Source organism: Noviherbaspirillum sp. FW303-A3 (assembly GCF_058788695.1).
The window spans coordinates 183,901-201,327 of record NZ_JBYTAZ010000004.1; the positions used below are offsets into that span (position 1 = coordinate 183,901).

At 59.3% G+C, this 17,427-nt stretch carries 14 protein-coding genes and 2 pseudogenes; 2 read left to right on the forward strand and 14 right to left on the reverse strand.

Going from position 1 to position 17,427, the window contains the following annotated elements; all coding sequences use genetic code 11:
- Window positions 1–2 precede the first annotated feature (2 nt).
- The 7 genes from AC3WOY_RS29160 to AC3WOY_RS29190 all read right to left on the reverse strand — a co-directional run bounded on the left by AC3WOY_RS29160 (window position 3) and on the right by AC3WOY_RS29190 (window position 8,709).
- Complete coding sequence (locus AC3WOY_RS29160; RefSeq protein WP_492430068.1) at window positions 3–887, reverse strand: branched-chain amino acid ABC transporter permease; 885 nt, start codon at window positions 885–887, stop codon at window positions 3–5.
- A complete protein-coding gene (locus AC3WOY_RS29165) occupies window positions 884–2,839 on the reverse strand; it encodes an AMP-dependent synthetase/ligase (protein WP_492430069.1) in 1,956 nt (651 codons plus the stop codon). Before AC3WOY_RS29165 ends, AC3WOY_RS29160 begins: the two co-directional genes overlap by 4 nt.
- Before the next feature lie 8 nt (window positions 2,840–2,847).
- Entirely contained in the window at window positions 2,848–3,648 is an 801-nt protein-coding gene (locus AC3WOY_RS29170) for an ABC transporter ATP-binding protein (RefSeq protein WP_492430070.1), read from the reverse strand.
- Window positions 3,649–3,781: 133 nt separating this feature from the next.
- Window positions 3,782–4,543 (reverse strand): SDR family NAD(P)-dependent oxidoreductase, encoded by a 762-nt coding sequence (locus AC3WOY_RS29175; protein ID WP_492430072.1) that lies wholly within the window; start codon window positions 4,541–4,543, stop codon window positions 3,782–3,784.
- 89 nt (window positions 4,544–4,632) lie between these two features.
- The gene (locus AC3WOY_RS29180; protein ID WP_492430073.1) at window positions 4,633–6,186 is read right to left on the reverse strand and encodes a class I adenylate-forming enzyme family protein; all 1,554 of its coding nucleotides are present in this window, start codon (window positions 6,184–6,186) and stop codon (window positions 4,633–4,635) included.
- A gap of 64 nt (window positions 6,187–6,250) precedes the next feature.
- The gene (locus AC3WOY_RS29185; RefSeq protein WP_492430074.1) at window positions 6,251–7,489 is read right to left on the reverse strand and encodes a thiolase family protein; all 1,239 of its coding nucleotides are present in this window, start codon (window positions 7,487–7,489) and stop codon (window positions 6,251–6,253) included.
- 107 nt (window positions 7,490–7,596) lie between these two features.
- Window positions 7,597–8,709, reverse strand: a complete 1,113-nt coding sequence (locus AC3WOY_RS29190) for a CaiB/BaiF CoA transferase family protein (protein WP_492430076.1) — start codon at window positions 8,707–8,709, stop codon at window positions 7,597–7,599.
- A 185-nt stretch (window positions 8,710–8,894) separates the two neighbouring features.
- Here AC3WOY_RS29190 and AC3WOY_RS29195 point away from each other — a divergent pair, with 185 nt between their 5' ends.
- Together AC3WOY_RS29195 and AC3WOY_RS29200 are read left to right on the forward strand one after the other, a co-directional pair.
- Window positions 8,895–9,683: an enoyl-CoA hydratase/isomerase family protein gene (locus AC3WOY_RS29195; RefSeq protein ID WP_492430077.1), complete on the forward strand. Its 789-nt coding sequence runs from the start codon at window positions 8,895–8,897 to the stop codon at window positions 9,681–9,683.
- A 27-nt stretch (window positions 9,684–9,710) separates the two neighbouring features.
- On the forward strand, window positions 9,711–10,931 hold the full coding sequence (locus tag AC3WOY_RS29200) for a phenylacetate--CoA ligase family protein (RefSeq protein ID WP_492430079.1): 1,221 nt from the start codon (window positions 9,711–9,713) through the stop codon (window positions 10,929–10,931).
- Here AC3WOY_RS29200 and AC3WOY_RS29205 read toward each other — a convergent pair.
- From AC3WOY_RS29205 to AC3WOY_RS29235, 7 genes and pseudogenes are all read right to left on the reverse strand, one after another.
- A complete protein-coding gene (locus AC3WOY_RS29205) occupies window positions 10,902–12,011 on the reverse strand; it encodes an MBL fold metallo-hydrolase (RefSeq protein ID WP_492430081.1) in 1,110 nt (369 codons plus the stop codon). The two genes, AC3WOY_RS29200 and AC3WOY_RS29205, sit on opposite strands and share 30 nt — an antisense overlap.
- Window positions 12,012–12,074: 63 nt before the next feature.
- A pseudogene (locus AC3WOY_RS29210) lies at window positions 12,075–12,883 on the reverse strand (IS5 family transposase).
- Window positions 12,884–12,975: 92 nt separating this feature from the next.
- Window positions 12,976–13,908: an electron transfer flavoprotein subunit alpha/FixB family protein gene (locus AC3WOY_RS29215; protein ID WP_492430083.1), complete on the reverse strand. Its 933-nt coding sequence runs from the start codon at window positions 13,906–13,908 to the stop codon at window positions 12,976–12,978.
- 243 nt (window positions 13,909–14,151) lie between these two features.
- Window positions 14,152–14,901: an electron transfer flavoprotein subunit beta/FixA family protein gene (locus AC3WOY_RS29220; protein WP_492430085.1), complete on the reverse strand. Its 750-nt coding sequence runs from the start codon at window positions 14,899–14,901 to the stop codon at window positions 14,152–14,154.
- Between the two features lie 65 nt (window positions 14,902–14,966).
- Window positions 14,967–16,118: an acyl-CoA dehydrogenase family protein gene (locus AC3WOY_RS29225; RefSeq protein ID WP_492430137.1), complete on the reverse strand. Its 1,152-nt coding sequence runs from the start codon at window positions 16,116–16,118 to the stop codon at window positions 14,967–14,969.
- A 331-nt stretch (window positions 16,119–16,449) separates the two neighbouring features.
- Window positions 16,450–16,902: pseudogene (locus tag AC3WOY_RS29230) on the reverse strand (IS66 family transposase).
- Window positions 16,903–16,951: 49 nt separating this feature from the next.
- Complete coding sequence (locus tag AC3WOY_RS29235; RefSeq protein WP_492430087.1) at window positions 16,952–17,419, reverse strand: hypothetical protein; 468 nt, start codon at window positions 17,417–17,419, stop codon at window positions 16,952–16,954.
- Window positions 17,420–17,427 lie beyond the last annotated feature (8 nt).

Below are 17,427 nucleotides of genomic sequence, written 5' to 3' on the forward strand. Positions count from 1 at the left end.
ATTTATACCCTCTCGATAGTCTTCCAGCCGAACATGCCGGTCGGCCTGATTAGCAGCACTAAAAGCATGATGATGAACGGCAGGACGGAGCCCACCGCGCCGCCCACTAGGGGATCGAGGTAGGCCATCGCCAGTCCCTGTACGATGCCAACCAGTAGCCCGGCCAGCAACAGGCCGCCAATCGACTCGAGCCCTGCCAAGAGTGCGACAGGTAAAGCGGCCATGCCGATTTCCGAGGTCAGCAGGTTGAGCGATTTCCCGCTCAGATAGACGATCGCGCCTAAGGTCGAGAGCACCGAGCCTAGAGCCCAGGCAAAGGCCACGGATCGCCGCACCGAGATTCCCATCGACATCGCGACCTGGTGGTCTTCCGCTACCGCAGTCATGCGCAGGCCCGCTCTCGTCTTATTGAAGAACCAAGACAAGCCGAAACCAATGACGATGGTCAGAAGTCCCCCGTAGAGCAGCGAGCGCGGAATCAGCAGGTCACCGACCATGATGGGCGCCAGCGGGAATACGATGGGAAACGGCCGCACCTGAGGACCGAAGGCCACCAGGATGACGCCGCGGATTAGAATCAGCAGGCCGATGGTTACCATCACCATCGAGAAGACCGATTCGCCAACCAGGCGCGAGAAGAACAGGCGCTCGATCAAGAGGCCGAACGCCACGGCCGCTGCAAATGCCAGGGGCAGGCCGGCCCACATCGGCAGGCCTAGCTCCATGATCATCCACCAGACCAGGAAGCCGCCAAACACGACCAGTTCGCCCTGGGCAAAATTGAACACCTTGGAAGCGCGGTAAATCACCACGAAGCCCATGGCGATCAGCGCATACAGCAAGCCGATCAGCGCACCGTTGATCAGGTAATTCAGAAACTCGATCATGCTACCCTCCGCTGGGAGACAGCTTCTCCGCGGCGCTGTGCGGCCGTCTCGCTGTCGTGAATGGTGACCCGGGCGATCAAACTGCTCTGGCGCCCGTCCTGATAAGTGACGGGAATCTGGATATCGACTGCATCGGCCCCGGCGTACAGACCGTCGATCACGGCGGCGTAACGCTGCTCCAGGAATTCACGTCGCAGTTTGCGCGTGCGCGTCAATTCCCCCTCATCCGGGTCCAGCTCCTTGGGGAAATTGGCGAAACGGCGAACCCGCGCATGGGCGGGCAGGAAGGAATTGACGCGCTGTATCTCGGTGCGCAGCAAGTCCGCCACTTCGGGCTTTTGCGACAAGTCGGTGAAGGTGGAAAAGCTGAGATTCTTTTCCTCGGCCCAGCGTGACACTACGTTCATGTCGATGTTAATCAGCGCCACGACGAATTCGCGTGTGGCGTCACCGACTGTCATGATGTCTTTGATGAAGGGACTGAAGCGCAAGCGCGTTTCGACGAATTGCGGCGGGAAGCTTTCCCCCGACGCGAGGCGCCGCAGGTCGCTCATGCGCTCCAAAAACACCAACTCGTCGCGTTGGCTACGCGTGACCGCATCGCCGGTGCGAAACCATCCGTCGATGACCTTTTCGGCGGAGGCGTCGGGGCGGCGGTAGTAGCCGCGGAAGTGCGTGCCACCGCGAATCTGCAACTCGCCTTCCTTCGTCAGTTGCCACTCCAGCGGCGCATCGGCAGCGGGATGAGCGCGCAGCCAGTGCCCAACCGTTTCCAGGTCGTAGCAGTCGCCCTGATGCATGGTCAGCAGGCCGGTCTCGGTCGAACCGTAGATATTACGCAAAGGCACGCCGATTGCATGGAACATGCGAAACACGTCTGGCGCCATGGTCGAACCGCCGCAGCCGGCAATCCGGAGGCGAGTCAGGCCCAGTTGATCGCGCAACGGCCGCAAAACCAGCGCCTCGGCCAGCGGGAATGCCAGGCGCGCTCGCGTGCTGACCGGCCGCCCCTCCAGGCGAGCGACATTGACTTCGTGGCCGATACTCAATCCCCATTCGTAGACGCGGCGGCTAATCTTGCCAGCGTCGAGCATGCGCGCCTGCATAGTCGATGCCAGGCTTTCCCACTGGCGGGGGGCGAACACCATCGCTTCCACCGCCAGTTCGCGGATATTGCTCAGCACCTGTTCCGGCCCTTCCGGAAAATTCACCACGAAGGGCAGGCCTACGCCGAGCGTGATGCCGATGATCTGCTCGGTCGCCCAAGCTGGAGCGATATAGGTGAGATATTCCATGCCCGGCTTGGCACCGGTAGCGTCGATGACGCGCTGTGCATTGTCTATCAAATATTTGTGGCTCAGGATCACGCCCTTGGGCTTTCCGGTTGTCCCTGACGTGTATGAGAGCACCGCAATGTCATCGGGCTTGCCCTCTTGCACGAATGTGCGATACAGCTCGGGCTGTTCGCGATGCAGGCGCCGCCCCTCCTCCTGCAATCCGGTTACCGTGCGCAGCACATCCTGACGATAGGACCACATGCCGGTATTGTCCCAATAGGCGATCCCTCGCAGGAGCGGTAGGCGGTCCCTGATGGCCAAGCCCTTGTCGACTTGCTCCTGGTCCTGGGCGAACAGGTACACCGTTTCGCTATCTTCCAGAACGTAGGCAACTTCCTCCGCTGTCAGGTCAGGGTAAAGGGACACGACCTTGCAACCGAGTGCCTGAGCCGCGAATTCAGCCCAGAAGTGCTCGGGTTCGTTTTCGCCGATGATCGCAATCGTTTCACCGCGCTGCATACCGAGCCGATGTAGGCCAAGTGCCAGCTCACGCACGTTGTCCTGGACCTTGCCGAAGCTGAACTCACGCCAGATTCCGCGAAACTTATGACGTTGCGAAAGGCGCTCCGGCGTCCGGTCCGCATGCTGCTGTAGCAGCTGCGGAATAGTTGACATGGGTAACATCATTTTCCTCCGTCGCCAAGATAGGCTTTTAGGACCGCCGGATCGACCTGGATCTCAGCGGGCGTACCGTCCGCAATCTTGCGGCCGAAATCGAGCACGGCAATTCGATCGGCCAGATCCATGACGACGCCCATGTCATGTTCGACCAGTACAACTGGGATGCGCTTGGCTTCCCGCACATCAAGGATGAAGCGGGCAAGGTCCTCCTTCTCTTCCGAGTTCATGCCGGCCATTGGCTCGTCCATCAGCAGGATCTTCGGTTCCTGGGCCAAGGCGCGGCCAAGGTCTACTCGCTTGCGCAAGCCGTAGCCGAGGCTCCCGACCGGTTGGTGCCGGATTGATTGAATCTCCAGCAGCTCGATAATTTCTTCGACGATTTCACGATGCTCGAACTCTTCGCGCCGGGTGCGGTTGAAATAGAAAAACGCTTCCGGCAAGGTGGCGCGCATGTGGATGTGCCGACCCACCATAATGTTGTCCACCACGCTCATTCCGGAAAAAATATGCGTGCCCTGGAACGTCCGGGCCAGCCCTGAACGCGCGATCTCGTGGACAGGCTTGCCCTTGATATCCTGCTGGTTTAGCAAGATCCGCCCCTGCTGTGGGCGATAGAACCCGCTCAAGCAATTCATTAGAGAAGTCTTGCCGGCGCCGTTCGGGCCGATGATAGCGAACAGCTCGTCGTCACGGACTTCTACCGACACGTTATCGAGCGCGACGATGCCGCCGAATGCCATGCGGATTCCTTCCGAGGCAAGCACCACCTTCGTGCCTTTCCCCGTCGGCCGAGGCGCACTCATACCGACCTCACTGTTTTGATACCTTGTCTCATCTCGTCTCCTGTTTTTTGTTTTCAGCGTCGGCGCGTGACGGGCGCACCGAAATTACTTCCCAGCCGGCGCTCCTTTCGGCGCGTCCGGCGAGGTAACTCCGCTAACGTGTGCCGACGCGCCCACCGCCGTCGATGCTGATGGTGGTGGCGTTGATATATGAGTTTTCAACGATATGACGCACCAAACCAGCGAACTCTTCCGGCTGCCCCATGCGAGCGGGATAAAGCACCATGTTATTGATCAGCTTGTCCGCCACCTTGGGCGGCATGCCGGCCGCCATGCCGGTATCGAACAGACCAGGCGCAATCGCCACCATGCGGATGCCATGCTCAGCCAAGTCGCGCGCGATCGGCAATGTCATGCCGATGACACCGGCTTTGCTGGCGCTGTATGCGGCCTGACCCATTTGGCCCTGCCAGGCGGCGCCTGACGCGGTGTTGATGAATACGCCGCGATCGCCGTTATCGTCCTGCTCGTTGCGCGACATGGCGAGCGCCGCATAGCGGATCATGTGGAAGGTTCCGCTCAGGTTCACCGCAATGACGCGATCCCACAATTCGGTCGGAAATAGCTGGCCTTTCGACATAGTCTTGCAAGGGCCGAGGATGCCGGCGCAGTTAACCACGATATGGATGGCGCCGTGCAGCTCCAGAACGGTGTCGATGCCAGTCTTTATATCGCTCTCATTGGCGACATCAACTGCCAGTCCTTTGATATCCGGCCCAAGCGCGGCCTGCACTTTCTCACCATCCAGGTCGAATCCCGCCACCTTGGCTCCCGCGGCGGACAAGGCCTTGCAAGTGGCCAATCCCAGGCCGGATGCGGCTCCGGTGACTACGGCGACTTTGTTATTGACGTTCATGCACTAATTTCCTTTTTGTCTTAGGTATAGGTCTATGAAACGACCGCTCGGGTCGACCGCGCCTTCCTACCGGCGCGGTGTTCGATCGGTCACACTGAGCGCCACTGGCCCTGCCAGTATTTCTCCCGTATGTCGCGCTTAAGCACTTTGCCGACAGCGCTGCGTGGCAGTTCGTCCCAGAATTCAATGCTTTTCGGTGTTTTGACGCTGCCGAGCTCGCGCTTGCAAAGGGAGATCAGCTCGTCGCTGCTAGCCTGATGGTCCGGTTTCAGCTGGATTACCGCCTTCACCGCCTCACCCCATTTCTCGTCGGGCACGCCGACGACGGCGCAGTCCAAAACGGCAGGATGAGTGTTGAGCACCGCTTCGATCTCGCTCGGAAAGACGTTGAACCCTCCACTGACGATCATGTCTTTCTTGCGGTCGACAATGGTGATTAGCCCGCGCGCATCCTTAATGCCGACGTCAGTGGTGTGATGCCAGCCGAATCCAGACACTTCCGCCGTTTCCTCCGGCTTCTTGTAATAGCCCTTCATCACCATCGAAGATCGCACCACGATTTCGCCCTTTTCGCCGGTAACGAGCAACTTGCCGTCGTCGTCCATGATTTCGACGCGGGCATAGGGAACGGCGCGACCAGCTGAGCGTAGCGCCTCCTCATCGAAGCTGCCGTCTGCACGGATGTAGTCCTCCGGCTGCTTGGCCACTATCGGGAACAGACATTCACTCTGGCCGTACACCTCATAAATCACTGGCCCGAACACCCGCACCGCTTCCTTAAGCTTTTCCGGCGCAATCGGGGCGGCACCGACTGCGAGGCAACGTAGCGAGCTTAGGTCCGTCATCGCGACTTGCGGCGTCGCGAGCAGGACGTACACGACGGTAGGCGGCATGAATAGATGGGTGATGCGCTCGCGCTCGATCGTGGCCAGAACCGCTTGCGCGTCGAAGCCGGGCAGCACCACCGTGCAAGCGCCGCGGGCGGCGCCGGCCAAGGTGATCATTGCGGCGGCATGCGTCAGTGGCGCGACGGCCAGAATTCGAGAGCCCGAGTCAATCTTCAGCATATTGAAGATGGAAATCAGCGTCATTTCCAGCGAGCGGTGGGAATGCAGCGCACCCTTTGACGGGCCGGTCGTGCCACCGGTCGGCTGTAGTACCGTCGCCCGCTCAGGGTCTTCCGGCATGGCAACGTACATCTCGCGATGTGCGGCAATCCAGGTGTCCAGGAACTCGCCGTGCTCGGACTGGCGGTCGATGCAGATGAAGCGCTGCACTTGTGGCAGGTCAGCCTTCCAGGACGGCACAAGATGCTCAAAGCTGCTGTGGAAAAAAACCAGGTCGCAGTCGGCGTATCCCAGCATCGCCAGATTGGTGGCTGGTGAATTGCGCGTATGTAGCGCGACCCAAACCATCTCCGCCCGGTTGACCGCAATCTGGAGCAAGCTGATGCGATAATCGTTAGGCGAGTAGATCGCGATATGGGCACCGTCGCGTAGGCCCGGCTCACGGGCCAGAGCGTGCGCCGTGGCGTGCACCATTTCCTGTGCCTCTTTGTAGATTAGGCGTGTTTGCCCATCCAAGAAGGCCTCATGCCGCGGAAAGTTCGCCGCGGCCGCGTCGAAATAATCGGCTAAACGCAATTGTCGTCTCCTTGTTTAAGCTGCGTCGCTGGTCGGCGCCAGCTTGCAGCTTGCGATTGATGTTTTAGCGACCCAGGATGGTGATGCAGGCAACCGCCTCTTCGATGCCCTGAAGCCCACCACCGTTTTCAGCCAGCGCCAGTCGCGCGTCGGCCACTTGCCGGACGCCGGCCTCGTTGCGTAACTGTGTCACCAGCTCATGCACTTGAGCGATACCAGTGGCGCCCACAGGGTGTCCCTTGGACTCCAGACCGCCGGAGGGATTGACCGGAATCCGACCGCCAATGCTGGTTTCACCGCGCTCCGAAAATGGGCCGCCTTCACCGAACTCGCAGAAACCGAGATTCTCGATCTGGATAATTTCTCCCATTGCGGTGGCGTCATGGACTTCGGCCACCGAGATGTCGCGTGGCCCCACGCCAGCCAGCTCGTATGCGCGGCGCGCAGCCAGGGCGGTGCAGTGATTGCGGTATTCCGCATCGTCACGGTCTGACCCGGTATGGACGATCGAGGCGAGTACGCGGATCGCGCGCGACGGGTCGATATTCCAGCGCTTCATGCCCGCTGCGGTGCAAACGACGGCGGCGGCAGATCCGTCGGAAATCGGCGAGCACATCGGCAACGTCAGCGGATAGGTAATTGGAGGGGCCGCGAGAACCTCGTCGGTCGTATATGAATTGCGATACTGCGAGAGTGGGTTGTGAACGGAGTGAGCGTGATTCTTAGCTGACACCGCGGCAAGCTGTCTTTGCGTTGTTCCGAAGCGCTTCATGTGCGCGCGGGAGAACGCAGCATACACATCCATGAAAACGCTGTACGGCTTGGACGAGACGCTTCCCTCCGGGACCGCGACACCCGCCCCCAGTTGAAGCAAACGTTCGCGAATTTGCTCGGCCTCGTGCACATCCCAGGCGCTGTCAAACACGGAGAACATGCGGTCGCGGTCCGCTGAATACATCTTCTCTGTGCCGACTGCCAGCGCGACATCGGCGGCTCCGGCACGCAGGTGGTTAACCGCAAGAGTGAAAGCACTGCTTCCGCTGGCGCACGCATTCTCGACGTTGACAACCGGGATGCCACCCAACCCCATCGCGCGCAGTGCCACCTGACCGCGAATCATGTGTTGGCCTTCCATGTGGCCCTGCGACGCGTTGGCGAAGAAAGCCGCTTCCAGCGCCTCCTTGCCAAGCCCCGCATCGGCCAACGCTGCTTCGACCGCCTGTCGGGTCAGAGCCTTCATGCTGACATCTAGGTGGCGTCCAAATGGCGTCATGCCAACGCCCACCACGTAAATCTGTTCCATGTGTCACTCCTCCATCATCCAGATTGTTTTCTTTGCCTGCACAACGGCCTTGCAGGCACCATACACCGTTTTTACCCGCAAGTAAACACTCCGACCGTCGGGTACTTTTAATTAACGCGTGAGTTATTTTTGTACTTGATCAGCACGGTATCCGTGTCCGCCCCCAGGGGAGAAACGTCGGTTAGCGGCCCCGGGTGGGAGCCTCCGAATACCAATGGCTGAGCCACGTGCCAAGAAGAACCGCCGTCGTAACGCGCCACTTGCCTGAACATACCGCGATGCCGGAAATGCTCGTCGGCGACCACCTCCTCCAGGGAATTGACCGGCCCCCAGGGAATTCCGGCCCGTTCTAGCTCGGCGCCCCACTCTTCTCGGGATCGGCACTTCAAAGCGGCTGCGATTCTCGCTCGCAATACGGCCTGCTCGGCGACGCGCTCTGGATGCCGCAATGCGGCCACGTCGTCCATACCCAACAGCGGGCACAGCGGTTCCCAGAACCAGTCCTCATGCGCGATTGACAGCGTCAGCAACTTTCCATCCGCGCATTCGAACGTGCCGTAACCTGGCTCGTCGTTGACGAAACCTTCATTCATTCCGTTCATGCGAGGCGCCAGCATTGCGGTCATCAATGAAACCAAGCAGTCCGTCATGGAAACGTCAATATATGCACCCTGGTCGGTGCGCTCGCGGCGCAGCAGGGCCGACAGCATGCCGGTCAATGCGAACATTGCGGACGACAGGTCGCCGATCGCAAGGTCCGGCGGTGCTTCGATGCTGCCGGTTTTCGCTTGGCGAGACAGGAGGCCGGCCAGCGCCTGATATGACAAGTCGTGTGCCGGCCGATCGCGGTAAGGGCCGGTTTGCCCGAAACCCGAGATAGACAGATAGACAATGCGCGGATTGATTGTGGCTGTGGCGGCGTAATCGAATCCGAGGCGAGCCATAGTCCCCGGCCGATATCCCTCCATGAGGACGTCGGCGTCACGTATCAGATTACGCAGACTTTCCTTGCCCTGCTCCGTCTTCAGATCCAACACCACCGACTTCTTGTTCCGGTTCAGTGAGGCGTGAAAGCCAGGATATTGGCGCGCCGGGTCTCCGGAGCTTCGTTCAACGATGATTACCTCGGCGCCGAGATCGGCGGCCACCAGAGTGGCGAACGGTCCGGGATACTGTTCAGCCAAGGTAAGAATACGTATGCCTTCAAGTGGGAGAATCATTGCTTTCCTCTCATGCGAAACACAAAAGCTACCGATCCGAACTCGTGAACTCCACAGCACGGCTGAGAATTCGAGTTTTGATTCTACCGCAGAGTAAATCAAATTACTACCTAATTATTTCACTTTCCAATTGGTAGAAATTAGTTCAATATAAGACACTCAATCCAAACCAGAGGAGACAGCCCATGAATGAGGAAGAGATCATTTCCGAGGTGCGCGACGGCGCCATGTGGATCACCCTAAACCGTCCTGAAGCAATGAACTCATTGACGCCACAGGTGCTGGCCGGAATTTCCCGAGCCTTGGATCAGGCGCAGAACACTGACGGCGTACGTGCCGTGGTACTGACCGGAAATGGACGCGCTTTCTGCGCCGGCGCCGATTTGAAGTACGTGCAAAGCCAGGTCGGCGACACCGACAATGGAACACGGCACTTCCTGAGCGAGGTACTGGCCCTCATGAACCGCGTGGAGAGCTTTCCGGTGCCGGTCGTTGCCGCAATCAACGGCTTGGCGCTCGCCGGCGGCCTTGAGCTGGTGCTGTGCTGTGATTTGGTAATCGCAGCCCGCTCAGCCAAGCTGGGCGACGCGCACGCCAACTACGGCTTGCTTCCGGGCGGCGGTGGATCGGTACGACTGCCGCGAAAGATTGGACCGACGCGTGCGAAGTATCTGCTCTATACGGGAGAATTCCTGCCGGCCGAGGAATTGCTGGCGGCCGGCCTGGTGAACCAGGTTGTGGAAGATGCGGAGCTACATTCCGCTACCGGCAAGCTAGTCGCCACGCTCACCCGGAAAAGCCCCCTCGGCTTGCGCCGAATGAAGGCACTGGTTGATGATGGACTGGCCCAGCCGATCGAATCGGCCTTGCGACTGGAACTGCTGGCTTCCGAAGTGCATGCCCATAGCGCGGACATGAAGGAAGGCCTGGCCGCATTCAACGAAAAAAGAGCGCCGGTGTTCACTGGCCGCTAAGAACACCTATCTGCGAGGAGAGAGACCATGACAACCATCGACCGCTTCGCCCGTCTGCGTGCCTTGCAGGAAACCGCTTGGCAGATGGCACCGGCCATACGGGCAATCTATGAAAGAGCCGGGATGACGCCAGCAGACCTGCGTACCGCCCAGGATCTGACTCGCCTTCCGGTCACCAGCAAGGACGAACTGCTAGCGCTTCAGCAATCACATCCGCCATTCGGCGGGTTCCTCGCCGCTCGGGAAGAGGATATCGCGCACATCTTTGTCTCGCCCGGCCCCCTGAACGAGCCTCAACTGCGCTCCGACCGGGATGGACATGGTTTTGCAAGGGTGTTTCAGGCTGCCGGTGTAGGGCCGGGCGACCGCGTTCTGAACACCTGGTCCTATCACCTCGTTCCCGCCGGTCTTCTGCTTGACCAGGGCATGGTCGCCTGCGGCGCCACCGTCATTCCTGCCGGGACCGGCGGCGCCGAATTGCAGGCGAAGATTGTGCTCGACTTGGGTGTCACGTGCATCTGTGCTTCCACCTCTTTTTTCATGACCCTGGTCGAGACACTGGAGGGCCTCGGTCACGAGCTGCCGCGAGCTTGGAAAGTACGCTCTGCTCTACTGGGCGGCGAGATGGGAGATTGGATGGGCAAGCGCCGTCGCCTCGAGGAGCGCTATGGCATTCGAACCTTCTCCACCTACGCCACCGGCGATTTTGGATTGATTGGCTACGAACAGAATGGCCAAGAAGGTTATGCAATCCACGAAGACCGTCTGGTGCAGATTTGTGACCCAGTCACCGGCTTGCCAGTGGCTGCGGGAACGCCTGGCCAAATCGTCGTTACCACGCTTTCGCCCGGTTGGCCACTGATTCGTTTCGGTACCGGCGACGTCGCCTGTGCTCTAGAAACCAATGATGACGGATGCGTTAGCAGGATCGGCCCAATACAGGGACGGGTCGGACAAGCGGTCAAGGCGAGGGAGATTTTCATTTATCCTCGGCAACTGGAGGAGTTGTCCATCCGCATTCCCGGCGTGCGCGCCGCTCAGGCGGTGATCACTTGCCCGGGCAACCGCGAGGAAGTCACACTACGCCTGGCGGTCGACCCCTCGGCACGACAAGATTCACTGGCGCAGACGGTGGCCCAGGAATTCCAGACCCTGTCCCGGCTCAAGCCCGATCACTTCGAATGGCTAGCGGCCGATGCGCTGGCGGCGGAAACCGTACTAGTGGTCGATCGCAAGAGCGGTACTTAGCGAATTGCTGTTAGGCGGCGGGGCCATCTGATACCAGGCGCTGCCGTCGTCTCCGATTCGCACCGAAGCTTCACCCCGGGCTACGAGATAGTTGAGATGGGCCAGACTTTCTCCCGTCGCCATGCTCATCAAATGGTGGTCCGAGGTAATGGCCCGGGCGAACAGTGCCCCGTATACATCGATCACACGCCGCGGTTCGCACAAAGCTGTCCGCAGTCGCTCAAGCGCGCGCTGCTGGCTCTGCAAAAGAGAGTCGATCCGATGATGCAAGCCATGAAACGGTTCATTATGTGAAGGAAGCACCAGTACGTCGTCCGGGACTTCGCGCCTCAATTTTTCAAGCGACTCCAGCCAGTCTGAGAGTGGGTTAGCTTCCGGCTCAGTGGGAAATACCGAGACGTTGGATGATATGCGGGGCAATATCTGGTCGCCCGAGATCAGCAGCTTTAGCTCAGGGCAGTACAGGCAAACATGCTCTGGCGAATGACCCGTGCCCACCACTACGCGCCAGAGCCGTCCGCCGATATGAAGCTCTTCGCCATCCCGCAGGCGCCGATAACTGTCGGGCAAAGCATAGATCATCTTGCCGAAGCCGCCGAACCGCGTGCGGTAGTTTTCGATGTCGTCCTCATTCCAGCCGGCCCGACGATAGAACTGCACGGCGTCCTGCGGCGCTTCACTGCCAGTATCGGCTCCTAGCACGCGACAGCTCAGGTACTCCAGGCGACTAATCCACAGCTTGCAGCCAAACGTACGGGTCAACCAGCCCGCCATGCCGATATGGTCGGGATGCATATGAGTGACGAAGACTCGCGTCACAGGATCCCCAAGCACACCGGAAAACAACCGGCGCCAAGCCGCCGCCGTATCGGGCGACCAGATGCCGGTATCCACCAGCGCCCAGCCGGCCCCGTCACGGATTGCCCACATGTTGATATGGTCGAGTTGGAACGGCAGGGGCATGCGTATCCACTGCACCCCCTGCGCGATTTCCTTGGCGGTTCCCGCCTCTGGAACCTCTCCGCACGAATATGTCAGGCCAGGCTTGGCAGCTGTGCTACCTTCGTCTTCAGTTTTCATGGCGAACTTCCTCACGATACGGCGGCCTTATTACATCCGCCCGGCGTCATTCCCTAGAGGGTGTTATGAACCTTGCCCCAACATGGCAGCAGCCTTACTAAGCATGAGGTACGCGAATGCGACGAAATGGAGTCCTGCCAGCGTGTCGGCAAGCCGCTCATAGTCACGCGCCAGGCGGCGGAAGCGGGCCATCCATGCAATGCTTCGCTCCACCACCCAGGGTCGAGGCAGCAGGACAAATCCGCGCTTGGCCTCGGTATGTTTAACGACCACTAAATCCATGCCAAAGTCCTGTGCCTGGGTCTGCGCCAATTCGCCCGTGTATCCCTGATCGACAAAGGCGACATCTACCGTCCCGCCCGTCACCTCTTGAACCGTTTGCGCCAGCTCGGCGACCTGCTCGCGGTCCTGCTGGTCTGCCGGCGTGACATGCAATGTCAGCAGATGCCCCAGCGTGTCGACGGCCAGATGCACTTTCGATCCCTTGCGCCGTTTGGCGCCGTCATACCCAGCCCGTCCACCGCTTTCCCGAGCCGATTGCAACGTTCGGCTGTCAATCACGGCCGCCGTCGGCGTAGGCGGCCGATTCGTTGCCATGCGCAACAACATGCGCAGGTCATATGCCATGGCCTCGAAACAGCCTGCTTTGAGCCAGCGCTGCGTCTGTTGATACACCGTGTGCCACGGCGGCAAATCGTGGGGCATCAGTCGCCAAGACGCCCCGCTGCGCACCAACCAGCGCAATTCGTTGAAGACCTCGCGCAAATCGTGGTCACGCTGTCGAGCATCCAGTGGCAACAAGAAAGATAGGAGACGACGAATTCCCATTCTTCATCACTGACGTCCCTTGGGTTCGGTTTGCGAGCATTCATGCTCGCCAGATTTCTTTCCCCGACTTTAGTTCATAACACCCTCTAGTGAACTATCCCACGCCGGAAATGCCACGCTCGAGCCACTTCTCTCCTTAGCAACCAAGTTCGTCCACGAGCTGGGGCATGATCTCGAACAGGTCGCCGACGATGCCGTAATCGGCCACCGAGAAGATCGGCGCTTCCGGATCCTTGTTGATCGCCACGATCACCTTCGAATCCTTCATCCCCGCCAGGTGCTGGATCGCGCCGGAAATGCCCACCGCGATGTAAAGCTGCGGCGCCACGATTTTGCCGGTCTGCCCCACCTGCCAGTCGTTGGGCACAAAGCCCGCATCGACGGCGGCGCGCGATGCGCCCATGGCCGCATTTAGCTTGTCGGCCAGCGGTTCCAGGATCTTGAAGTTCTCGCCCGAGCCCATGCCACGGCCACCGGAGACGATGACTTTCGCCGCGGTCAGTTCCGGGCGGTCGGACTTGGCCAGCTCGCGCGAGACGAACGCCGACTTGCCCGGGTTGGCGGCAGCGGCCACGGTTTCGACGGCGGCATTGCCGCCGGCAGCGGCCGCATCAAAGCCGGTGGAGCGCACGGTGATGACTTTCACCGCGTCAGCCGATTGCACCGTGGCAATCGCATTGCCCGCATAGATCGGGCGCTCGAACGTGTCCGGGCTGTCGACCTTGGTGATTTCGGAAATCTGGCCGACATCGAGGCGGGCCGCCACGCGCGGCGCGATGTTCTTGCCGTAGGCGGTGGCCGGCGCGAGGATGTGCGAATAGCCGGATGCGAGCGCGAGCACTTGCTCGGCGACATTCTCGGCCAGGCCATCGGCGAAGTGGGCGGCATCGGCCACCAGCACCTTGGCTACGCCGGCGACCTTGGAGGCGGCTTCAGCGGCTGCGCCGCAGTTCGAACCGGCAACCAGCACGTGAACGTCGCCGCCGCACTGGGCAGCCGCGGTAATGGTGTTGAGGGTGCTTCCTTTCAGCGAAGCGTTGTCGTGTTCGGCAATGACAAGTGCGGTCATGGTAAATGAGTTAATGTGTTTATCGTGCTGCGCTTGCTTACGATAGCGCAATGTCGTGCTGCTCTTGTTCTGTGTGCTGCATCTCATCTCCGAGTGCCCAGCCGACGGCGTAACGTATCTTTTCCGGCTCCGGTGGTGGTCCGTCCCGAGAGGCACGTTCCTTCAACCAAATCCGGATCTGCTCTTTGACGAATCGATTATCCATCTTATTGCCCCTTAATCGCTTGGATCGGCATCGGATCTCTAAATCACTTTCGCTTCGTTCTTGAGCTTGGCAACGAGCGTCGCTGCATCCGGCACCGTGATACCGGCCGAGCGCTTGGCCGGCTCGGCCACTTTCAAGGTCTTCAGGCGCGGCGCCACATCGACACCCAGATCGGCCGGCTTGACCGACTCCAGCGGCTTTTTCTTCGCCTTCATGATGTTGGGCAAGGTCACATAGCGCGGCTCGTTCAGGCGCAGGTCGGTGGTCACAATCGCCGGCAAGGCCAGCGACACGGTTTCCAGACCACCATCCACCTCCCGGGTGACGATGGCCTTGTCGCCCTCGATCACCACTTTCGAGGCAAAGGTCGCTTGCGGCCAGCCCAGCAGGGCGGCCAGCATCTGGCCGGTCTGGTTGCAGTCGTCATCAATGGCTTGCTTGCCGAGGATGACCAGTTGCGGTTGTTCCTTTTCGGCCACGGCTTTGAGCAGCTTGGCCACCGCCAGCGGCTGCAATTCGGCATCGGTCTCGACCAAGATGCCGCGATCGGCGCCAATGGCCATGGCGGTACGCAAGGTTTCCTGGCATTGCGTCACGCCGCAAGAGACGGCAACGATTTCGGTCGCCTTGCCGGCTTCTTTCAGACGAGTGGCCTCTTCGACGGCGATTTCATCGAACGGATTCATGCTCATCTTGACGTTGGCGATATCGACGCCGCTGCCGTCCGATTTGACGCGCACCTTGACGTTGTAGTCCACCACGCGCTTGACTGGAACCATAATCTTCAATGCATTCTCCTTTTTGCGTCATTCGAGACAAAAACTGACGACGGTGTTATTACATCCGCCCGGCGTCATTCCTTGGCCAGACTACGCGCAATGATGAGCTTCTGAATATGGCTCGTGCCTTCATAGATCTTGCAGACACGGACGTCCCGGCAATAGCGTTCGACCGGGAAATCTTTGAGGTAGCCGTACCCACCATGGATTTGTAGCGCGGTAGAGCACACCTTCTCCGCCATCTCGCTAGCGAACAGCTTAGCCATCGACGCTTCCTTCGCGCACGGAATGTTCGCATCGACCAAGCGTGCGGCATGCAGTACATAATTGTGTGCGACCTCTACATGCATCGCCATGTCTGCCAGGTCGAAGCTGACCGCCTGCAAGTTGATGATCGGGGCGCCATAGGCTTCCCGGTCCTTGGCGTACCGCAAGGCCGCCTCCAGCGCGGCACGAGCGACCCCAACGGCCTGCGCCGCAATTGCGACACGGCCGTGCGACAGTAATGCCATCGTTTGCTGATAGCCTGCGCCTTCGGCACCAATGAGATTTTCGGCTGGCACGCGACAATCTTTCAGATCAATCTGCGCGATATGCGCAGTGTGCTGGCCATATTTACTTTCAACGCGAGCGATCTCATATCCAGGCTGTTTCGGGTCGACCAGGAACAGGCTTTTGCCGCGTTTGCCGGCAGCCGGATCGGTGACCGCAAGCACGATCGCCAAGCCAGCCTCGCTGCCGTTGGAAATGAATTGTTTGCTGCCATTCAGGACATAATCATCGCCATCTCGTCGTGCAGAGGTGCGAAATGCCGAGGTATCGGATCCGGCGTGAGGCTCGGTAAGCAAGAAGGCGCCAATGTGCTCACCGCTCGCAAGCTTTGGCAAGTGTGTTCGCTTCTGTTCTTCACTAGCTGACCACGTCAGCGTCAAACCCAGGCTGTTGTGGACATGGACGATAGTTGCAAATCCAGCATCCGCCGCCGCGAACTCTTCAATGGCCAGACAGTATTCGACAAAGCTTGCGCCCGATCCGCCATATTCTTCTGGCACCAACATACCCATAAAGCCGAGCTCACCCACAGATTTCAGCTCGCTATGTGGCCAAGCTTGCGACTGATCGCGCGCGGCCGCGGTCGTTGCGACGACTTCGTTGGCCACCTTTTTGGCGGAGTCGCGGATCATGACTTCCTGTTCGCTCAGGAAGACTGCGGAAGTATCGGACATCATATCTCCTTGAATGGAGCCTTGCGGCGCCTTGTTGTAGTGATCAATGCGTGCAATATGCTACCGGGCTCTCCGGAGCACTTTTCCCGCCAATTTTCGACTTACTGGAAGATGTTTTTACCTTTTGAACATAAATTCTACTCGCTGGTCAATTATGTTCCCACCTCTTTCCCTTGTCAATCGTGGCTTCATCCCTTTCTCCTCGTGTTTTGAGGATCGCGCCCATTGCGTTGGAGGGAAATGCCATCTCTTGATGCATTTGGCGGGGGTTCTCCACCGTAAGCGTTCAGCCATCACGTATTGACGGCGGTATGTACGTTAGCGGGGTAGTTCAGGCGGAGGGTTGCCAGCGATGTGGAAGCAGTTCGTCGATGCGACTGCCCGGGTGTGTCGGCAGGCGCTCCAGGATGTCCTTCAAGTACAGATAGGCATCGTGCCCATTGAGCCGGTTCGAATAAATCAGGGTTATCACCGCCGCTGCCCGCTTACCCGCGCGCAGGCTGCCGGCAAATAACCAGTTGCCTCTGCCGACGGCAATCGGACGGATCTGGTTATCAACCCAGTTATTATCGATGGGCAGCGCGCCATCATCGAGGTAACGTGTCAGCGGCCTCCAGCGACCCAAGCTTTAATCGATGGCTTTCGCCGTCGCGCTGCCGTCCGGCACTCTCTGTCGTTGTGCCGCCAGCCACGCATGCAGCGCATCTGCTGTGGGTCTGCTTCGTTGCTGGCGTATTTTCCAAACCTCGAACCGCACTTCCTGGTTCATCGCGCTCTCCGCCAAAAGACAGAGTAGACGCCGATTCCCTTATGCTTTCAACCCGCCTCGCAACTCATTGAAATTTAATGCGTTTTGGTGCGGCAGCCCTGGGGTCCGATGGCTCCACTTTGCCAGTCCAATCAATACCGATGTCATGGCTGTCCAAGTCGATGACAAGGGTAGTTCCTTCAAGGGAAAGCTTAACGTTATTGAGAGTAAAAGGGCGTCCAAAGCGATCAGATATGGATATGACTTTGTCTGACTCGACGCTGGACGCAATCGCATGAGTTTCAGCGTTGCGAGCTTGCTTTAGATATTGCAGGAGCGAGTCAGCTCTACGGAGTTTGGCATTTGCGCTCAACCAGGATTGAGCTGCGCCACCAGATTGGTGTTGCACGAGCCGCTCTGCTCTCTCCCATGCACGCTCAATACGAAACAGGAACGACTCCCAAGCCGTTTTTAGATCGCTCAAAGTTGTTGTGCGGGCCATTGCCTCCAACTCTCTTGCGGCGACGTCGATGTTTCTCTTTGTGTCGATCATGCTATTGG